Origin of the sequence: Nonomuraea candida, from assembly GCF_000725485.1 — a bacterium.
GTDB classification, from domain to species: Bacteria; Actinomycetota; Actinomycetes; order Streptosporangiales; family Streptosporangiaceae; genus Nonomuraea; species Nonomuraea candida.
Genome location: NZ_JOAG01000019.1, coordinates 120,464 through 137,521 on the forward strand (window position 1 = coordinate 120,464; position 17,058 = coordinate 137,521).

Genomic DNA, 17,058 nt, shown 5'->3' on the forward strand with positions numbered 1-17,058 from the left:
GGACCCCGTGGTGACAAAGGGATTATCTGCAGGATTATCCGCCGGGAAATTCCGGCCGTCCCGCGCCGAAGCGCGGTGGGTGCGGCACCATGACAATATGGAGCCGCAGCCCGCAATCGATGCAGATCCGCGCGTGGTGGGAGACCGGCTGCGGCGGCTGCGGCAGGCGCGCGGCGTCTCGCTCTCCGAGCTCGCCAAGCGCGCCGGCATCGGCAAGGCCACGCTGTCGGGGGTCGAGACCGGCTCCCGCAACCCGACGCTGGAGACGCTGTGGGCGATCACGGCGCAGCTCGGGGTGCCGATCGGGGCGATCTTCGACTCCCCGCCCGAGCCGCAGATCATGCGCGGGACCGCGATCGAGGCCGAGCTGCTGGAGGTCTTCGAGGACGACCAGGTCACCTACGAGCTCTACCGCGTACGCATCCCGCCCGGCCTCACCCAGACCTCCCCCGCCCACCACGAGGGGGTCAGCGAGCACGTCACGGTCTTCACCGGGACGCTCAGCGCCGGGCCCATCAAGGAGCCGCTCACCGCGGGGCCCGGCGACCACATCTCGTGGGTCTCCGACGTGCCCCACGGCTATCGGGCGCACGGGCCCGACGTCGTCCGCGCCACCCTCCTCATGCGCTACCCCACCAAGCCCTGACCACGGACCCGACGACGTGCGGCACCGCCCTCCCCGGCCGGGTCCGGGCCGGTGACGTGCGGGGCGGCGGTCAGACGGCGACGTCCTGGGCGGGGCGGCAGGTGCGGCAGGGCCGGTAGCCGGCCGCCCTGGCCTGAGCGAGGCTGCGGAAGCCGTGCCGGTGCACGGGCGTGATGCGGCGGGCGTTGTGGCAGGTCGGGAAGCACACCACGCCGGTCGTGTCGCTGGCCAGATAGAACACCCGCTCGTCCGCCAGCGCCCGCACCCGGTCCAGGTCCACCCCCTCGGCCAGCAGCAGCCGCTCCTTGGCCGCCGCGCCGAAGACGTAGTCGCCCACCGCACCGTCCGACCTGGTCACCCGGTGGCACGGGACGAGCAGCGGCACCGGGTTGCGGCCCAGCGCCGTCCCCACGGCGCGCACGGCCCTGGGCCGCCCGACGCGGGCCGCGATCCACGAGTAGGGGCGCACCTCGCCCCGGGGGATGGTCCGCGCCGCCTCCAGCACGTCGCGCTGGAAGTCGCTCATGCCGCGCAGGTCCAGCGGCAGCCCGGCGGTGCGGCCGGTGCGCAGGGCGGGCAGCAGCCCGGCGGGCGGGCGCGCCGCGGGCAGCAGCGGCCGGCCGAACCGCTTCCGGTACGCCTCGGCGAACCCCTCTCCCGCGTGCACGTAGGCCACCCCGTGGTCGGTGAAGGCGACCGCGAGCTCCCCGATCGGCGCCGGCACGCGTACCCAGCGGGCCGCGATCCGGTCGAGCAGCGCCTCCGGCGGCTCCGCGGCCAGTGCCGCGAGTCCGGTGAGCAGCGGATCCTGTGTCATCGGGCACCTCCCAGTGTTCGTAGCCGCTTCAACCCCCGCGACACGTGCGACTTGACCGTGCCCTGCGGGATCTTCAGCACGGTGGCGATCTCGCTGACCGGCAGGTCCACGACGTGCCGCAGCACGACCGCGGCGCGCTGCTCCTCCGGCAGCAGGCTCAGCAGCTCGGCCAGCTCCTGCCCGGTCTCGCGGCGCACCGCGGCGTCCTCGACGTCCTCGCCGGGATCGACGTCGTCGACCGGCTCCTCGCGCAGGTCGGGCGGCGGCTTGCGGGACTTGGCGCGGGCGCAGTTGCGCCAGATGTTCATGAGGATCGTCATGAGCCAGGCGCGCGGCTGCAGCTCGGCGATGCGCCGGCGCTCGTAGCCGGCCAGCGCGCGGTAGGCCCGCAGGAACGCCTCCGCGGTGAGGTCCTCGGCGTCGGCCCAGCGCCCGCTCAACCGTAGCGCGGCGGAGAAGACCAGGCCGCGGTAGGCGCCGTACAGCTCGGCGAACCCCTCGTCGAGGTCGTCGAGCAGCGCTTTTCGCACCGGGTCGAGACAGTCGAATTCACTCACGTCCAGTACAACACCGCCGCCTCCGGACCGGTTGCACCCGGATCCGGACTTTCATCCAGAAACCGGGCCAGGAGACGCGGAAGGCCCGCGCCCCGGAGGGACGCGGGCCGAGGTGCGGGCGCGGGGCTCAGACGGCCACCGCGAGCTGGGCGACCTCGCCCAGCTTGGCCTCCACCTGGACGTCGCGGGTGACGCCGCCGCCCGCGATGATGCGGACGGTCCAGTCGCCGGGCGCGGCGAAGAAGCGGAAGATGCCGTCGTCGGAGACCACGACCTCGCCGGTGAACTCACCGGAGTGGTCGAGCAGCCGGGCGTAGGCGGTGCCGGCGCCGGTCACGACGCCCTGGATCACGGCCTGGTTGGACAGGTCGATGCCGGCCGGGAGCGCGACGGTCTGCTCCGGCGCTCCGCAACCCTGTGCAGCGGTGCTCATCAGCGGGCCTCCCCCAGCTCGATCGGCACGCCCACGAGCGAGCCGTACTCGGTCCACGAACCGTCGTAGTTCTTCACGTTGTCCTGGCCGAGCAGCTCGTGCAGCACGAACCACGTGTGCGCGGAGCGCTCGCCGATGCGGCAGTAGGCGATGGTGTCCTTGCCGAAGTCGACGCCGGCCTCCTGGTAGAGGTTGCGCAGGTCGTCGTCGGTCTTGAAGGTGCCGTCGTCGTTGGCCGCCTTGGACCACGGGATGTTGCGGGCGGTCGGCACGTGGCCGCCGCGCTGGGCCTGCTCCTGCGGGAGGTGGGCCGGCGCGAGCAGCTTGCCGGTGAACTCGTCGGGCGAGCGCACGTCGACCAGGTTGAGCTTGCCGATCGCGGCCACCACGTCGTCGCGGAAGGCGCGGATCTTGGTGTCCTGCTCCTTGGCGACGTAGGTGGTCCTGGCCCGCTGCGGGACGTCCTTGACCAGCTCGCGCGAGTCGAGCTCCCACTTCTTGCGCCCGCCGTCGAGCAGCTTGACGTTGTCGTGCCCGTAAAGCTTGAAGTACCAGTACGCGTAGGCCGCGAACCAGTTGTTGTTGCCGCCGTAGAGCACGACGGTGTCATCGTTGGAAATGCCTCGGTCGGACAGCAGGGCCTCGAAGCCGGTCTTGTCCACGAAGTCGCGGCGCACCGGGTCCTGAAGGTCCTGGCGCCAGTCGACCTTCACGGCGCCACGGATGTGGCCCTTGTCGTAGGCGCTGACGTCTTCGTCGACCTCGACGAGGACGACTCCGGGGGTGTCGAGGTTGGCCTCGACCCAGTCGGCGTCCACCAGGGCGGCGGAGCGGCTCATTGGGATACCTCCATGTTGGCGGCGGGCAGTAGTCGGCGAATGAGCAGGTACATCGCGCAGCCATGGCAGAATCCGAAGGCTGCGTTGAGGAGGACGGCGAGCTCCTTGCGACCGCCCGTGACGAGCGCCTTGAAGAGCATCGCGAACGGCGGGCGCCGGACCGCTGCGGACACGGGGAGCACCGCCCGGCCGGCACGCGGCCACGAGCCGGCCGTCACGGGGACGGCGGCATGGGCGCAGGCAGGGGCCAGGGAGGTGACGGCCGCGCGGAAACGCGGCATTCCGGGATCGGCACGCATCGCGGGATGCTCCTGAAGGGTCGATTGGGGCGGATCCGAAATCCGCGCGAGATCGTCCTCAGGCAGCGCGACAGAGCGCAGTGGCGACGCGGCAGAAGTCGACCGCGCGCCGCTTCGTCAGCAGCTCTGTCGATGGGTTCATGGCGACGACACTACTCGGCGTCTCGTCGTCTGTCACATCTCGTCCGGTTGGTGAGACGACTTGTGAGACGGCTCACAGTCAGGACGGCGGTACGGCCGCCGCCAGGGCGACCAGCACCTCGGCCTTGCGCGGCAGTCCGGTGGCCCTCTTGACGATGCTCCCCGCCGCGTCGAGCACGAGGACGGTGGGCGTGCCGGTGATGCCCAGCCTGTTGACGAGGTCGAGCCGGGACTCCGCGTCGATCTCCACGTGGCCGACGCCCGGCACGAGCGCGCTCACGTCGGCGAGGACGCGCCGGGTGGCCCGGCACGGCTGGCAGAACGCGGTGGAGAACTGCACCAGCGTGGCCCGCTCCCCCAGCCCCGCCCCCAGCTCCGCCGCCGACAACCGCTCACCGCCCACGCCGACCGTCCCTCCGTCGCGCTCGTCCGACCCGTCGTCGCCAGGTGCAACCACGCCCGCGGCCGAATGCTTCCTGCGCCCGCCGCGGGGGCTCGCGGTGCCGGCCGCCGAAGGCTCGCGGTGCCGGCCGTCGGGGCTCGCCGTGTCAGCCGCGGTCGGCCACGGGCACCTTGACGAGCGTGCGGCCCGACCGGTCCACGATCTCGAACCGGTCGATCTCGTCCAAAGGCATCGACGTCCGGCGGCGGAAGACCGCCTTGTCCTGGTAGTCGTCGCGGCTGACGACCCAGCTCTCCGTGGGCTCCCTGCGCCCGTCGCGGCCGACGACGACGAGGCGGCACGCCGTGTCCGGCGGCACGCCCGTGACCCGCACGCCCAGCTCGGTGCCGGGGTCGGCGGGCCAGGTCAGCACCCTGGCGCGGTAGCCGGCGGCCTTGTTCGCGCCGGTGAACTCGCGCCCCTCGGCCGCCTTGCGCTTCGACGGCGGCGGCTCGGCCTGCGCCCTGGGGCTCTCGGCCGGCGACCCCTCCGCCGCCGGGCTCTTCGACGGGGCGAAGTCCCTGGCCTCCGGGCCGGTGCGCATCGGCTCCGGCCGGGTCAGCTCCGCCGACTCGCCGCCCTGCTCGCGCATCACCTGGGGCGCGTCCTGCTGGGACGCCGCCGGGGCCTGGGCCGCCGTCTCGCCCCCGGTCCGCGTCGCCGTCCACACCGTGCCGCCCACCACCAGGACCGCCGCCGCCGAGGCCACCGCCAGCAGGGCGCGGCCCCGCCTGGTGCGCTTGACGCGCTCGTTCAGCAGCCGGTCGAGGACCTGGCGCGGCGGGCTGGCCACCAGCCGCACGTCGCGTTCGGACACCTTGCCCAGGAACGCGGTCACGCCCGCCAGCTCGGCCAGCTCGGCGCCGCACGCCTCGCAGGTCGCCAGGTGGTGGTCGACCTCCAGCGCCTCTTCCTCGTCCAGCGCGCCCAGGGCGTGCGCGCCCAGCGCGATCCGCACCTCCTCGCAGGTCATCACGGCGCCAGCCCCCGCTCCTCCAGCGCGAGCTTGAGCGCGCGCAACGCGTAGTACGTACGGGACTTGACCGTGCCCGGCGGTATGCCCAGCGTCTCCGACGCCTCCTTCACCGATCGCCCCCGGTAGTAGACCTCCAGCAGCACCTCGCGGTGCTCCTGCCGCAGCGCGGCCAGCGCCTCGGCGACGGCCCACGACTCGACCGCCCGCTCCAGCTCGTCGTCGGCGGGCAGGACCGCCAGCGCCTCGTCGCCGGTCTCCGGCGGCCGGGCCTTCTTCGCACGATGCTGGTCGACGACGAGATTGCGGGCCACCGTGAACAGCCAGGCGCGGATGGGCCGGCCGGACATGGCGTCGGGGTGACGCCAGGCCCGCAGCAGCGTCTCCTGCACGACGTCCTCGGCCCTGCCGGAGTCGCCGGTCAGCCGCAGCACGTAGCCGTAGAGCGGCCCGGCGTGCTCGTCGAAAAGCGTCTTCACGAGTTCCTCGTCGGCGGTGCCCGCTGCCGTCACGGGGCCGCCTTCGCCGGCTCCGTGAGTGCCGCGCCGCCGTGCCGACGGGTCCGCCCGCTCCGCTCTCTCACGCCCCTCATCACGTACGGCGGGGCGCGGCGGTTCAGACTCGTCCACGAAGAATCATCCGCGCAGCGGCACGTCAGACGCTTCGGCGGAGAACTCCAGCCCTTCGGGCACGCTCCTGACGCCGGTCACCTTCACGTCGAAGGGCAGCTTGCCCTGGAACGGGATGGTGTAGGAGATCAGCCCGGCCACCTGGTCGGGCAGGCCCTCGACCCGCTCCGCGCGGATCCTGATCCCGCCGTCGGCGATCTCGACCTGCAGCTCGGCGTCGAACCTCACCTTGTTGACCCCCATCGTGACCTCGCCCGACGCCGTGAGCCGCCGCCCGTTGCCGCCGATCTTGACGCCGTCCGGGGCGTATTTGTCGATCGTCGCCCTGGTGAGGGTGCCCCGGACGGTGACCCGGCCGGCCCGGATGTTCGGCCGGTTCTGGATGACGTCGGCCAGGGGGGCCGTCACGTCGTAGGCGGCGCCCCGCAGGTTCCTGACCGGCACGTCCCCGTAGGTGAACGTGCCGAGATCGAACCGCACCTCCGGATACCGGCCGGAGAGGGCCTGAGTGAGAAAGGGGACGCCCTCGATCGTCACCGTCGGCGTGCCCGAGAGGTTGGCCGACGCCGCGATCCTGTTGGCGAGATCCCGCTCCACGCCGGCCACCGCGACGCGGTCGACCGCGACAAGGAGAACGACGAGCACGATCAGGAACATGATCAGCTTGCGCATGGAGCTCCCTGTCTCAGGCGGGGGTCAAGAGACTACCGACTGGCATCACTCATTCCCCCACAATGCGGCCATTCACCCGGCGCGCCCGCCACCCACCACCACCGGCCCTCATCGGCCGCCGACCGGCCGCCCGCCGCGCGCCCACGAGCCGCCCGCCGCGCGTTCATGAGCCGCCCGCCGGTCGCTCATCCGCCCGCGAACGGCGGCAGGACCTCGACGACCACGCCGTCGGCGAGCACCACCTCGGCATGGGGCCGCTTGCCCACCGGAGAGCCGTCCACGAGGAACGAGCAGCGCCGCACGACTCGGGCGAGTTCCGCGCGGTTTTGTGTGATTTTCGTCATTAGTTCACCAAGAGTGGCCGCGTCGAACGGTTCTTCCGCGACACCGGCCGCAGCCTTGGCCGCAGCCCAATAACGTATCTTTCCCGTGGCCATGCCTTGCCTCACAATCCGTTTCACCCTATTGTGCGTTGCCCTTAACGAGGTTGTTCCATGAGACGCGCAGTTCACCTGGTGGACGCGCAATGGACGCGACTTACTCGTGGGATATCCTCACTCACAGGACCTGGGCGACGTAGCCCCCGGGTCCTTGCGTGTTTGAGGAGGCCGTAATGAGCAACCTGCTCCTGCTGACCAACGCCCTCGAGCCGTCCTCCGAGGTGCTTCCGGCGCTGGGGTTGCTGCTCCACTCGGTCCGTGTCGCCCCGGCGGAGGCGTCCGCGCTCATCGACGCGCCACCCGCCGACGCGGTCCTGGTCGACGCCCGCAAGGAGCTCGTCCAGGCCAAGAGCCTGTGCCGGCTGATCCGCACCACCGGCATCGACTGCCCTTTGCTGGTGATCGTGACCGAGGGCGGGCTGGCCGCGATGACCGCCGAGTGGGGCGTGGACGACGTGCTCCTCGACAGCGCCGGGCCCGCCGAGGTGGAGGCGCGGCTGCGCATGGCCACGGGCCGCATCTCGCAGGCCGCGACCGAGGACGTGCCCGACGAGATCCGCAGCGGCGACCTGTCGATCGACGAGGCCACCTACACCGCGCGGCTGCGCGGCCGGGTGCTCGACCTCACGTTCAAGGAGTTCGAGCTGCTCAAATACCTCGCCCAGCACCCCGGCAGGGTCTTCACCCGCGCCCAGCTCCTTCAGGAGGTGTGGGGCTACGACTACTTCGGCGGCACCCGCACGGTCGACGTGCACGTCCGCCGGCTGCGCGCCAAGCTGGGCACCGAGTACGAATCGCTGATCGGCACCGTGCGCAACGTCGGCTACCGCTTCGTGCCCGACCGCGCCGACGCCGCCAACGTCTGAGCGCCACCCGGCCCATCCACCCGGCCCATCCACCCCGGCCCACCCCCCCGGCCCGTCCGCCCGGCGGCCTGTCCGCCCGGCGGCCGCTCCGACTGACGGCTGGTGCGATTGACAGCGGGGTTGTCCCTGCAGTCCACTGTTGTGACAGGTCGCCGCGCGAGCTGTTCGGAATCTGTCATGTCGAGGACAGCGCCGTCCTAGAGGGATGGTGTCGGGTTGAGTCTGTTCAGATCCCTGGTGGACGAGGGCTCCCGCCCGCGCGTCTACCGCCGCAACGAGACGATCTGCTCGCCGTTGCGGCCCGCCCACGACGTCTACCTCATCGACCACGGCTACGCCCGCGAATACACGCCCGCCGGGGAGCGCGAGGTGGTGCACGACCTGCGGGGCGGCGGCGACCTGGTGGGCGAGCTGGCCTTCTGGAGCCCCGCCGACCGGGTCAAGGTGGACGCGCTGACCGAGGTGCGGGCCTGGCCCATCGACCTGGGCCGGCTGCGCGAGCACGCCGCCGCCGGCCCGGCCGTGGCGACCGCCCTGGTGCAGGAGCTGTTCGCCAGGAACGTGACCGCCCGCAGGCACGAGGCCCTGGCCCGCGCCCCCGTCGCCGCCCGGCTGGCCGTCTGGCTGCTGCACCTGGACGAGCGGTACGGGCTGGGCTCGGAGTCCGCGCCGCCGCTGTCCATGGAGACGCTGGCCGACCTGGTGGGCAGTTCCCCGGACGTGGTGCAGCGCCGGCTCACGCAGTGGACGCAGCGGGGCTGGCTGGTGCGTCCCGGGTACCGGCGGCTGCGTATCGCCGACCCGTCCGCGCTGCGCGGCGCCGCCGGGAGCTGGGAGCATCTGTCGGCCCCGTGGAAGGGGCGGGTGACCCCGTTCCTCACCAGGACGAACGGCCCGAACGGGCCGAACGGGCAGGCCGGGCCCCTGCCCGTGGGCGAGCTGCCCATCCCGCGCCAGCTCCCCGCCGACGTGCCGGACTTCACCGGGCGGCAGCACAGCCTCGACCTGCTCACCGCCTGGCTGGAGCGGCCCCGGCGGACGAACACGATGGTCGTGCAGGGGCTGCCGGGCGTCGGCAAGACCACGCTGGTCACGCGCTGGGCGCACCTGCACGCCGGCCGGTTCCCCGACGGGCAGATCGTGATCGACCTGCGCGGCCAGTCGCCCAGCCAGCCGCCCATGACGCCCTCCGAGGCGCTCGGGCAGATCCTGCGCTCGCTGGGCGTCCGCGAGCACATGCCGGCCGCCGACGAGGCCGAGCTGATGCTGCTCTACCGCAGCAGGATCGCCGGGCGCCGGCTGCTGCTCATCCTCGACAACGCCGCCGACCCGGCCCAGGTGCGCACGCTGCTGCCCGGCAGCAAGGACTGCGTGGTGCTGGTCACCAGCCGGACGCGGATGGCGCCGCTGCGCGCCACCGGGCACGCCGACCTCATGGACCTGCCGGTGCTCGACCCGGGCAACGCGGTGGCGCTGCTGGTGTCGGTGCTGGGCGAGGGGTCGGCGCGGGCGGCCGACCGGGACGCGCTGGCCGAGCTGGCACGGGTGTGCTCGTACCATCCGTTCGCGCTGCGGATCTCGGCGGCCAAGCTGGCCGAGAACCCCGGGCTCAGCGTGCAGCGGCGGGTGCAGGAGCTGCGCCGTCCCGACCGGGTGCTGGTGGGCGACCCGGAGGAGGCGTTCAGGTCGGCGCTGGACCTGGCGTACGAGTCGCTGAGCCCCTCGCAGCGGCGCGCCTTCCGGCACGTCGGGCTGCTGCCTGGCCGGGACTTCACGCCCGAGGTGCTGGCCGCGGCGCTCGGCGTGCCGGTGCGCGAGGCGGTGGTCGCGGTGGAGGGGCTGCACCGGGCGTACCTGGTGGAGCCGCTGCCGGGGCCGCGCTACCGGGTGCACGACCTGGTCAAGCGGCTGGCCAGGGAGCTGGGCAGGCACGCGGAGGCGGGCGTGCGGGAGGCCAGGGCGCGCCTGCTCGACCACTACCTGGCGGTGGCCACCGATCCGGGCACGCCGCGCGAGTGGTTCGAGGCCGAGCGGCGCTCGCTGGTCTCGGCGGTGCGGCTGGCCGGCGAGAGCGGCGCGCACGGGATGGCCTGGCGGCTGGCGGAGGCGGTGTTCGAGCCGTTCCGGCGGCTGCGCTACTACGAGAACAACCTGGAGGTGCAGCAGGCCGGGCTGACCTCGGCCATGCAGGTCGGCAACCGGCGGGCCATCGCGCTCATGCGCAGCCGCCTGGGCTCCATCCACCGCGACATCGGGCCGTCCACGCTGGCGGCCAGGTTCATCGGGGAGGCGCTGGCCGACTACGCCGAGCTGGGCGACCGCGTGGGGCGGGCGCGGGCGCTGAACGACCTGGCCGGCGTGCACGGCATCGCCGGCAACAACGAGGACGCGCTGCACTACGCGGCGGAGGCGCTCGACGTCCACAAGGAGATCGGCGACCTGGCCGGGGTGGCGAGCTGCCTGCACACGCTGGCGCGGCTGCACCTGTCCCAGGAGCGGTACGAGCCGGCGCTGCAGCACGCCCGGCAGGCCCTGGACGTGCGGGAGCGGCTCGGCGACCGGCGCGGCACCGCGCAGAGCCTGATCATCCTGGCCACCGTGCAGCGCAACCTGGGCGACCCGAACGCCGCGCTGGAGGAGGGCCTGGAGGCCCTGTCGATCTGCCACGAGCTGGGCGACGAGCACGCCGAGGCCGAGACGCTGCTGTGCCTGGCCGAGATCTACGACCTGCTGCGGCTGCCGCACGACGCGCAGCGGGACGCGGAGCGGGCGCTGGCCGGCTACACGGCGACCGGCGACCAGTACGGCTGCGGCCGGGCCCTGTGCGCCCTGGGCCGAATCGCGCGCAACGGCTCCCGGTACGACGACGCCCTGGCCCACTACGAGCAGGCTCTCGCCGTACAGGTCGAGCTCCACCACGAGCAGGGCAAGGCCGAGACCCTCGGCGACATCGGGCTGGTGCACTGGCGGCTGTCGGACTACGTGCGCGCCGACGACTACCTGAGCCAGGCGCTGGCCATCAGCCGGGTGATCCACGACGAGCCCGTCGAGGCCCGCATGCTCAACCGGCTGGCCCGGGTGCGGCGGCGCCAGGGGCATCCGCAGGAGGCCTTCGTGTACGCGCTCGAAGCCCTGGACATCGTGCAGGGCCTGGGCAACCGGCGGATCGAGGCGGACGTGCAGGAGACGCTGGCGTACACGTACCTGTCGCTCGGGCAGCACGAGCCGGCGCTGCGGGCGGCCAAGTCGTCGCTGGCGATCAGGGAGGCGCTGCGCGACAACCGGGCCAGCGCGCTGCTGTCGATGGCGCAGGCGCTGCACACGGCGGGCCGGTCGGCGCAGGCGGTGGGGCCGGCCAGGGAGACCGTCGAGCTGCAGCACGAGAGCGGCACCCGCGACCGGTGGGCGGCGGCGCTCACCACGCTGGCCATGGTGCTGCTGGACCTGGACAGGGCCGAGGAGGCGCTGGAGCACGCCCGGCAGGCCAGGGACGTGCACCTGGCCTGCGGGACGCGGCGGGACCTGGGGTGCGCGCTGCGGGCCCTGGGCCTGATCTCGGCCCGATTGGGGCGGCGGAACGCGGCGCTGGGTTATCTGCGGGAGGCCGTGCGGACGCTCGAAGAGGTGGGGGACATTTTCGAGGCCAGGCAGGTGGCGGAGGAACTCCGGGTATTACCTGAAACGCCGATAAAAGTCGTGAATTCTCGGGATTGAGGTCGCAGATCTTTTCTGGATCTTTCCGTTAGCTGGTGATACCAGCTCGATCAACGGAGGTGATCCGGATGCTCAAGAACCATCTGCGTCGAGACCTTCAGTGGCTCAAGCGACAGGCGCGCAAGGACCGGCGGATCACCGTCACCCTGCTCGCCGGCGTGCTCGCCGCCTGGGTCCGCCAGCTCCCGCCCGTCGATGAGGGCGTCCACCCGCCGGTGCTGGCCGCGCTCTCGCTCGCGCTGCTCATGGCCTCGGGGGCGGGGTGGCTGGTGGCGGCGTACTTCGTCAGCAGGAGCCTGCGGGCGCGGCGGGAGCCGGCGGAGGAGCTGCGGTGGATCGCGCGCATCAACCGGGGCAAGGAGTGGGCGTTCTGCTCGCTCAGCGCCTACGTGGCCTGGCACCTGCTCCAGTTCGTCACGGCGCTGCTGCTGACGAGCTGAACACCGCGTGACGGGCCGGGATTGCCGGGGCCGGGATTGCCGGGGCCGGGATTGCCGGGGGCCGGAGGCCGAGCCCGTCACGGGCCCGGCCTTCCGGCGGCTCAGCCCGTGAGAGGGGCGATCTCCAGGGAGTCGACTCTGATGCCCGTGCCGGTGTGGACGAACTGCACGATCTCCGCCGTGGGCAGCACGGCCATGCCGAAGTCGGCGCCGGCGTGGGCGTCGCACCACTCGACGATCTCCGCCGGGTTCGTGAGCGGGGCCGCGAAGTGGACCAGGCTGACGTACCAGCGGTCGCGTACGCGGCCGTGCTCCAGGTCCCGCACGCCGCGCGACTCCAGCCCGTGCACGAACCGCTTGCGCAGCGCGGTCAGGGCGTCGTCCTCCGGATGGGCCCCCACCAGCACGCCGCCGTGATGCGGGCTCACGCCCGACAGCCGAACCCGGGCGGGCGGCAGCCCGTCGGCCGCCTCGGCCAGCGCGTCACCGTAGGAGCGGCGCAGCGGGTCGTCCGGCGGGATGCGCGTCCGGTAGGGCTCCAGCGACCTGAGCGTGACGTGCAGGGCCGGCGCGCCGTGCACCCAGTGCCCGGCGGCGGGCACTGTGGCCGCCAGCTCCGCCATGCGCTCCACGACCTCCCCCTCGGGGCGCAGCACGGCCGCGGCGCCCCAGCGCCTGGCGCCCTCCACCATGACCCTGTCGTACGTGGCGCGCCCGGTCAGCAGCGCCTCCCGGCCCTTCACCCGGAACTCCGCGAAATCGGACATCCGTGCAGTATGCCAGGACTCATTCCCGCGCGGCGGCCACCGCGGCCTCGATCAGCGGCGCGTAGCCCTCCTCCAGGTCCGCGGGCAGCCGGTCCGCGGGGAAGAAGCGCAGATCGCTGTGCTCGTCGCTGGTCCGCAGTGACACCTCCCCGGTCACCCCGCCGTTCACCGTGGCGAGCAGGGCCACGATGAGCACCTTGCCCGCGCCCTTGATGTGGAAGATCTCCGCGCCCACGACCGGGCCGGGGGTCACGTCGAGGCCGCTCTCCTCCATGACCTCGCGGCGCACCACCTCGGCCAGTGTGTCGTCCTCTTTGTCCGGCCAGCCGCCGGGAAGCTCCCACTTGTTCCGGGGGTTCCTGCAGAGCAGCACCGTCCCGTCGACGACCACCACGCCCTTGATCGAGGCGTGCATGAAGTACCAGCCGGTCTCAGCGTCGATCATGCCGATGATCGTGCCATGCGGGCGGCCATACTGGCGTCTCGGGTGGGGCGCAGCTCGGGGAGGGGGCCGATCGGGCGCGGTCGTTCGCCCAGGCGCTTTCGCGGCTGCCCGTGGTCGCCGTGGCGCTCCGGAAGCCGCACAGGCCGTGGTCGCCGCTCGCGTCACTCGTGGCGGGGGAAGGCGGCGCGGTGGGGGCCGGTGTCGGGGTCGAACTCGTGGCGGATGCGGGCGCACCCGTCCAGCAGCGCGCCCTGCAACGACCGCAGCTCCGCGTGCCGGGTCTGCCAGAACTCCGAGGCCAGCCGGCGCTGCTGCCGCTCCCCGTCGTCCAGCGCGGCGCACAGGTCCTCCATGTCCTCCCGCCGGCCGTGGCCGACCTGCAGCATGCCGAAGTCGCGGAAGACCCGCGACAGCGCGGAGAGCTGGTCGGCCAGGGGTTCCGGCAGGTCGGCGCCGCGCTCGCCGGGCAGGCCGCGGGCTCCCGCGATGAGGTCCGTCAGGCCCCTGGCGATGCTCCTGAGCTGGTGGCAGGCATGGTCGAGGCAGGTCGCGGCCTCGGCGACCTGGCGCAGGCGGCGGTCGTAGCGGCGGCGGCGGGGCGACAGCCGTACGGACTCCTCCGCCTGCTCGGCGGCCTGCTCGGTGTCCTCCAGCCGCTGCGACAGGCCCCGCGCCCGCTCCAGCCACTCGCCGGCCATCTCCCTGTCCCACTCCCCCCGCAGCCCCTCGGCCATGTCCTCGGCCAGGTCGGCCAGCTCGGAGCAGAGGCCGCACAGCTCCCTGCCCGCCTTGTCCACGAAGCGGGGCGGCATGACCAGCAGGTTCGCCGCGATGCCGATGCCCGCGCCGAGGAGCACGTCGGCCAGGCGGGCGAAGCCGTACGTGCTGCCCAGAGCGAACACCAGCAGCGCCGTGATCGGGATCTGCACGTTCTGCTCGGGCAGGTTCAGCAGCCGGGTCAGGACCAGGCCCGCCACCACCAGCACGGCCAGCGTGGCCGCGTTCGCGCCGATCAGCCAGATGAGCGCGGTGGCCGCCCCCACGCCCACGACGACGGCCAGGATCTGCTGCCCGCCCCGCACCAGGGTGCTGTACGCGGTCGCGGAGACCGTCAGCAGCACGCCGATGGGCACGAGCACCGGCAGGTCCACCTTGAGCACGTACGCGGCCAGCCACCAGCCCACCGCGCACGCCCCCGTCACCTTGATCGTCTGGGCCAGCGCCTCCCGCTCCATGCGCAGCCAGCGCCCGACCCCCATGCTCCGCACCCGCGCGAGCGCCGCCATCCCGCCCGAGACGACGCGCTCCAGCGGGGAGCCGGCCGCCGCCGGCCTGCGCCCGCCCTCGGTCTCCATGGTCACCGCCCCTGCCCCCGTGCCGTCTCTTTCCTGCCCCTGTGACCTGCCCATTCGCGCCGCGGATAGAGCCCGCGGCAATGGGGTAGCTGTGGCGTATGTCCGGCGATCTGATCGTTCCTGACGCCGCTCAGGGGCTCGTGGTGTTCGTGCACGGCAGCGGCAGCAGCCGGCACAGCCCGCGCAACCGTTACGTGGCCGGCGCGCTCAACGAGGCGGGGCTGGGGACGCTGCTGTTCGACCTGCTCACCCCGAGTGAGGAGGCCGACCGGGCGAACGTCTTCGACATCCCGCTCCTGGCCGAGCGGCTGCTCGAACGCACCGCGTGGGTACGCGGGCAGCCCGCGGCCAAGGGCCTGCCGATCGGGTACTTCGGGGCCAGCACCGGCGCGGCGGCGGCCCTGTGGGCGGCGGCCGAGCCGGACAACGAGATCACCGCGGTGGTCTCGCGCGGCGGCCGCCCCGACCTGGCCGGCCCCCGGCTGGCCGCGGTGCGCGCGCCGACCCTGCTCATCGTGGGCGGCCGGGACCCCGTGGTGGTGGAGCTGAACGAGGAGGCGCAGCGGCGGCTGAGCGCGGACAGCCGGATCACGGTGGTGCCCGGCGCCACCCACCTGTTCGAGGAGCCCGGCGCGCTGGACGCCGTGGCCGGACACGCGAGGGACTGGTTCACGACCCACTTCACCGGTCCGCGCGCCGCCGTCTGACACCGCGCCGCGCATCCGACGCGGCCCCTCCCGCACCACCGTCTGACACCGCGCGCGCGTGTCTGACGCCGCACGCATCGGCGCCTGGCGCGGCCCCTTCCGTGAGCCGGGGTCAGACCGTGACGGTGGCCAGGGTCCTGCCGTCGACGGTCTGGATGGTGAAGTGGTTCAGCTCGGACTGGGGCAGGCTGGTGCCGCCGTGCAGGACGAGCGGGTCGGGGGAGCCGGGCACGCCGTAGCCCTTCTCCGGCACGCCCCAGCTCGCCACGACCTCGGAGCGCCCGTCGTCGCCGAAGGCGGTGAGCCGGCACTGCAGCGGCCCCTTGACGCCCTTGAGCTCCAGCGCGACGTGGGTGCCCCAGCCCTTGTCCTCCAGGCCGACGACCCCGGTCACGCCGGTGGCGGGGTCGGTGACGGAGTAGGTGCGGCCGGTCATGAGCAGGTGGCGGGCGGGGCCGTGGATGCTGTCGGGGTTGGGCGCGCCGGTCATGGAGTTGACGGCGAGGAAGACGCCGGCCGCGACGACCAGGCAGGCGGCGGCGGACATGAGGCCGCGATGGAGCCGCCGGCGGCGGCGCTCGGCGGCGGCGCGGCGCACCAGGAGGGACTCGACCTGCGGGTCCGGCGGGCTGGGCAGGAGGTCGTCGGGGTGCACACCCTTGATCAGCTCGCCCATGGCGGCGAACGACCCGACCTCGGCGGCGCAGAGCTCGCAGCCGTCCAGATGGCGCTCGAAAGCGGCCCGCTCGTCCTCGCCGAGCAGGCCGAGCGCGTAGGCGGCCACGTCTTCGTGGTGTACCTCTGTCATGGCGTCACCCCCCTGTCATCGTGACGCACCTTGGTCACGGCAGCGTCACCCCCCTTTCCTCCAGCGCGACCCGTAAGGCGCGCATGGCGTAGTACACGCGGGACTTCACCGTGCCGACGGGCACGCCGATGGTCTCCGCCGCCTGCTGGACGGTGCGGTCCAGCAGGAACGTCTCGGTGAGCACCTGCCGGTGCGCGGGGGACAGCGACATCATCGCGTCGGTGACGACGATCTCCCGTAACAGCCGCTCGTCCTCGGCCGCCACGGGCTGGGCGCGGTCGGAGATGTCCTCGACCGTGTCGAGGGGGCGCGAGCCGGAGCGCCGCCGGTTGTCGATGACGACGCGGCGGGCGACGGTGGCGAGCCAGGGCATCAGCGAGCCGGACTCGGTGCGGAGGTCGTGGAGGTTGCGCCAGGCGCGTACGAGGGTCTCCTGCACGACGTCCTCGGCCCAGCGGCGATCACCGCCCGTCAGCCGGATGGCGAAGGCCATCAGCGGGGCGCCGTATTCGCGGTAGAGGGCTCGGACCATGGCCTCGTCCGTTACTCGGTGATTCACAAGGATGCGGCTCCTCGCGCTGCGGATATGAGGAAATATCACGCTCGGTTCGCCGATATGGATGATTATCACTCTAGCCAGCGCCAGGGGCCGCAGGCAGGAAGTTTGCCCGTTATGCCGTCTAGCTAGATTTATCCGGTAAATCATGCTTCGGCCGGTTGCGGCGAACACGGCCACGTCGGCCCAGTCCCCGACGACGGCGGCGAGCGGCTGGCCCCTCCCCCAGGTGATCGCGCGGCCGCAGGGCCAGGCCGTCGCTCCGTCCCTGAAATTCCATCGCCATCCCCGTGGCATCCGGTCAGCGCGGCGAGGCACGCTCGATTCTCGCCTTGGCGCAGGTCGTGCGGGATTTCTCGGTGTCGATGCGTGCCGTTCTCCGACAGGTTGTACGCCCCGACCCCGGGAGCAGGTTCACTCCAATTCGCGAAATTTCCGCATCGGTGGAAACCGGCATGGCGCGGCCGGCCGGAGGGCCGGGGCGGGAGCGGCTTGACCTTGACGCGACGTCA

The 17,058-nt window shown here is 72.8% G+C and carries 21 protein-coding genes; 5 read left to right on the forward strand and 16 right to left on the reverse strand.

Annotation, left to right across the window (positions count from 1 at the left end; translation table 11 throughout):
* The first annotated feature begins 97 nt into the window (after nucleotides 1-97).
* Entirely contained in the window at nucleotides 98-646 is a 549-nt protein-coding gene (locus IO39_RS19640) for a helix-turn-helix domain-containing protein (RefSeq protein ID WP_043624977.1), read from the forward strand.
* 70 nt (nucleotides 647-716) lie between these two features.
* Here the strand turns inward: IO39_RS19640 and IO39_RS19645 are convergent, their stop codons facing one another.
* From IO39_RS19645 to IO39_RS19690, 11 genes are all read right to left on the reverse strand, one after another.
* Nucleotides 717-1,463 carry a methylated-DNA--[protein]-cysteine S-methyltransferase gene (locus tag IO39_RS19645; protein ID WP_043624981.1) on the reverse strand — a complete coding sequence of 249 codons (747 nt, stop codon included), beginning with the start codon at nucleotides 1,461-1,463 and terminating at the stop codon, nucleotides 717-719.
* Nucleotides 1,460-2,020 (reverse strand): RNA polymerase sigma factor, encoded by a 561-nt coding sequence (locus IO39_RS19650; protein ID WP_052423080.1) that lies wholly within the window; start codon nucleotides 2,018-2,020, stop codon nucleotides 1,460-1,462. Before IO39_RS19650 ends, IO39_RS19645 begins: the two co-directional genes overlap by 4 nt.
* Nucleotides 2,021-2,147: 127 nt before the next feature.
* Entirely contained in the window at nucleotides 2,148-2,453 is a 306-nt protein-coding gene (locus IO39_RS19655; protein ID WP_043624988.1) for a DUF1416 domain-containing protein, read from the reverse strand.
* Nucleotides 2,453-3,292 carry a sulfurtransferase gene (locus IO39_RS19660; RefSeq protein WP_043624992.1) on the reverse strand — a complete coding sequence of 280 codons (840 nt, stop codon included), beginning with the start codon at nucleotides 3,290-3,292 and terminating at the stop codon, nucleotides 2,453-2,455. Before IO39_RS19660 ends, IO39_RS19655 begins: the two co-directional genes overlap by 1 nt.
* The gene (locus IO39_RS19665; protein WP_157548621.1) at nucleotides 3,289-3,591 is read right to left on the reverse strand and encodes a hypothetical protein; all 303 of its coding nucleotides are present in this window, start codon (nucleotides 3,589-3,591) and stop codon (nucleotides 3,289-3,291) included. The genes IO39_RS19660 and IO39_RS19665 overlap by 4 nt, the downstream gene beginning before the upstream one ends.
* A 58-nt stretch (nucleotides 3,592-3,649) precedes the next feature.
* The gene (locus tag IO39_RS59650) at nucleotides 3,650-3,733 is read right to left on the reverse strand and encodes a putative leader peptide (RefSeq protein ID WP_350668905.1); all 84 of its coding nucleotides are present in this window, start codon (nucleotides 3,731-3,733) and stop codon (nucleotides 3,650-3,652) included.
* A gap of 78 nt (nucleotides 3,734-3,811) precedes the next feature.
* Nucleotides 3,812-4,189: a thioredoxin fold domain-containing protein gene (locus IO39_RS19670; RefSeq protein ID WP_084773125.1), complete on the reverse strand. Its 378-nt coding sequence runs from the start codon at nucleotides 4,187-4,189 to the stop codon at nucleotides 3,812-3,814.
* Between the two features lie 91 nt (nucleotides 4,190-4,280).
* Entirely contained in the window at nucleotides 4,281-5,147 is an 867-nt protein-coding gene (locus IO39_RS19675; RefSeq protein WP_043625002.1) for an anti-sigma factor family protein, read from the reverse strand.
* Nucleotides 5,147-5,659, reverse strand: a complete 513-nt coding sequence (locus IO39_RS19680) for a sigma-70 family RNA polymerase sigma factor (RefSeq protein ID WP_043625003.1) — start codon at nucleotides 5,657-5,659, stop codon at nucleotides 5,147-5,149. Before IO39_RS19680 ends, IO39_RS19675 begins: the two co-directional genes overlap by 1 nt.
* Nucleotides 5,660-5,782: 123 nt before the next feature.
* Nucleotides 5,783-6,448 carry an LmeA family phospholipid-binding protein gene (locus tag IO39_RS19685; protein WP_043625006.1) on the reverse strand — a complete coding sequence of 222 codons (666 nt, stop codon included), beginning with the start codon at nucleotides 6,446-6,448 and terminating at the stop codon, nucleotides 5,783-5,785.
* A gap of 185 nt (nucleotides 6,449-6,633) precedes the next feature.
* On the reverse strand, nucleotides 6,634-6,885 hold the full coding sequence (locus IO39_RS19690; protein ID WP_043625343.1) for a MoaD/ThiS family protein: 252 nt from the start codon (nucleotides 6,883-6,885) through the stop codon (nucleotides 6,634-6,636).
* A 176-nt stretch (nucleotides 6,886-7,061) separates the two neighbouring features.
* Between IO39_RS19690 and IO39_RS19695 the strand changes: the two genes are divergently transcribed.
* The 3 genes from IO39_RS19695 to IO39_RS19705 all read left to right on the forward strand — a co-directional run bounded on the left by IO39_RS19695 (nucleotide 7,062) and on the right by IO39_RS19705 (nucleotide 11,908).
* Nucleotides 7,062-7,754 carry a response regulator transcription factor gene (locus tag IO39_RS19695; RefSeq protein WP_043625008.1) on the forward strand — a complete coding sequence of 231 codons (693 nt, stop codon included), beginning with the start codon at nucleotides 7,062-7,064 and terminating at the stop codon, nucleotides 7,752-7,754.
* 216 nt (nucleotides 7,755-7,970) lie between these two features.
* Entirely contained in the window at nucleotides 7,971-11,468 is a 3,498-nt protein-coding gene (locus IO39_RS19700) for a tetratricopeptide repeat protein (RefSeq protein ID WP_084773127.1), read from the forward strand.
* A gap of 68 nt (nucleotides 11,469-11,536) precedes the next feature.
* Nucleotides 11,537-11,908: a hypothetical protein gene (locus IO39_RS19705; RefSeq protein WP_157548626.1), complete on the forward strand. Its 372-nt coding sequence runs from the start codon at nucleotides 11,537-11,539 to the stop codon at nucleotides 11,906-11,908.
* A 101-nt stretch (nucleotides 11,909-12,009) separates the two neighbouring features.
* Here IO39_RS19705 and IO39_RS19710 read toward each other — a convergent pair whose 3' ends face one another.
* From IO39_RS19710 to IO39_RS19720, 3 genes are all read right to left on the reverse strand, one after another.
* Nucleotides 12,010-12,675 carry a hypothetical protein gene (locus tag IO39_RS19710; RefSeq protein ID WP_043625016.1) on the reverse strand — a complete coding sequence of 222 codons (666 nt, stop codon included), beginning with the start codon at nucleotides 12,673-12,675 and terminating at the stop codon, nucleotides 12,010-12,012.
* 19 nt (nucleotides 12,676-12,694) lie between these two features.
* Entirely contained in the window at nucleotides 12,695-13,120 is a 426-nt protein-coding gene (locus tag IO39_RS19715; RefSeq protein ID WP_052423081.1) for an NUDIX domain-containing protein, read from the reverse strand.
* A gap of 161 nt (nucleotides 13,121-13,281) precedes the next feature.
* A complete protein-coding gene (locus IO39_RS19720; RefSeq protein WP_043625018.1) occupies nucleotides 13,282-14,475 on the reverse strand; it encodes an FUSC family protein in 1,194 nt (397 codons plus the stop codon).
* 98 nt (nucleotides 14,476-14,573) lie between these two features.
* Between IO39_RS19720 and IO39_RS19725 the strand changes: the two genes are divergently transcribed.
* On the forward strand, nucleotides 14,574-15,182 hold the full coding sequence (locus IO39_RS19725) for a dienelactone hydrolase family protein (protein WP_052423082.1): 609 nt from the start codon (nucleotides 14,574-14,576) through the stop codon (nucleotides 15,180-15,182).
* A 112-nt stretch (nucleotides 15,183-15,294) separates the two neighbouring features.
* Here IO39_RS19725 and IO39_RS50775 read toward each other — a convergent pair whose 3' ends face one another.
* Nucleotides 15,295-15,990 carry a zf-HC2 domain-containing protein gene (locus tag IO39_RS50775; protein WP_052423083.1) on the reverse strand — a complete coding sequence of 232 codons (696 nt, stop codon included), beginning with the start codon at nucleotides 15,988-15,990 and terminating at the stop codon, nucleotides 15,295-15,297.
* Between the two features lie 34 nt (nucleotides 15,991-16,024).
* Nucleotides 16,025-16,549 carry a sigma-70 family RNA polymerase sigma factor gene (locus tag IO39_RS19735; protein WP_245642068.1) on the reverse strand — a complete coding sequence of 175 codons (525 nt, stop codon included), beginning with the start codon at nucleotides 16,547-16,549 and terminating at the stop codon, nucleotides 16,025-16,027.
* Between the last annotated feature and the right edge of the window lie 509 nt (nucleotides 16,550-17,058).

Bases quoted from the DNA above. Each gene is read 5' to 3' on its own strand.
- IO39_RS19685 (WP_043625006.1), bottom strand. From the start codon at position 6,448: ATGCGCAAGCTGATCATGTTCCTGATCGTGCTCGTCGTTCTCCTTGTC.
- IO39_RS59650 (WP_350668905.1), bottom strand. From the start codon at position 3,733: ATGAACCCATCGACAGAGCTGCTGACGAAGCGGCGCGCGGTCGACTTC.
- IO39_RS19720 (WP_043625018.1), bottom strand. From the start codon at position 14,475: ATGGAGACCGAGGGCGGGCGCAGGCCGGCGGCGGCCGGCTCCCCGCTG.
- IO39_RS19695 (WP_043625008.1), top strand. From the start codon at position 7,062: ATGAGCAACCTGCTCCTGCTGACCAACGCCCTCGAGCCGTCCTCCGAG.
- IO39_RS19645 (WP_043624981.1), bottom strand. From the start codon at position 1,463: ATGACACAGGATCCGCTGCTCACCGGACTCGCGGCACTGGCCGCGGAG.
- IO39_RS19715 (WP_052423081.1), bottom strand. From the start codon at position 13,120: ATGATCGACGCTGAGACCGGCTGGTACTTCATGCACGCCTCGATCAAG.
- IO39_RS19690 (WP_043625343.1), bottom strand. From the start codon at position 6,885: ATGGCCACGGGAAAGATACGTTATTGGGCTGCGGCCAAGGCTGCGGCC.
- IO39_RS50775 (WP_052423083.1), bottom strand. From the start codon at position 15,990: ATGACAGAGGTACACCACGAAGACGTGGCCGCCTACGCGCTCGGCCTG.
- IO39_RS19665 (WP_157548621.1), bottom strand. From the start codon at position 3,591: ATGCGTGCCGATCCCGGAATGCCGCGTTTCCGCGCGGCCGTCACCTCC.
- IO39_RS19640 (WP_043624977.1), top strand. From the start codon at position 98: ATGGAGCCGCAGCCCGCAATCGATGCAGATCCGCGCGTGGTGGGAGAC.
- IO39_RS19725 (WP_052423082.1), top strand. From the start codon at position 14,574: ATGTCCGGCGATCTGATCGTTCCTGACGCCGCTCAGGGGCTCGTGGTG.
- IO39_RS19675 (WP_043625002.1), bottom strand. From the start codon at position 5,147: ATGACCTGCGAGGAGGTGCGGATCGCGCTGGGCGCGCACGCCCTGGGC.
- IO39_RS19705 (WP_157548626.1), top strand. From the start codon at position 11,537: ATGCTCAAGAACCATCTGCGTCGAGACCTTCAGTGGCTCAAGCGACAG.
- IO39_RS19660 (WP_043624992.1), bottom strand. From the start codon at position 3,292: ATGAGCCGCTCCGCCGCCCTGGTGGACGCCGACTGGGTCGAGGCCAAC.
- IO39_RS19655 (WP_043624988.1), bottom strand. From the start codon at position 2,453: ATGAGCACCGCTGCACAGGGTTGCGGAGCGCCGGAGCAGACCGTCGCG.
- IO39_RS19710 (WP_043625016.1), bottom strand. From the start codon at position 12,675: ATGTCCGATTTCGCGGAGTTCCGGGTGAAGGGCCGGGAGGCGCTGCTG.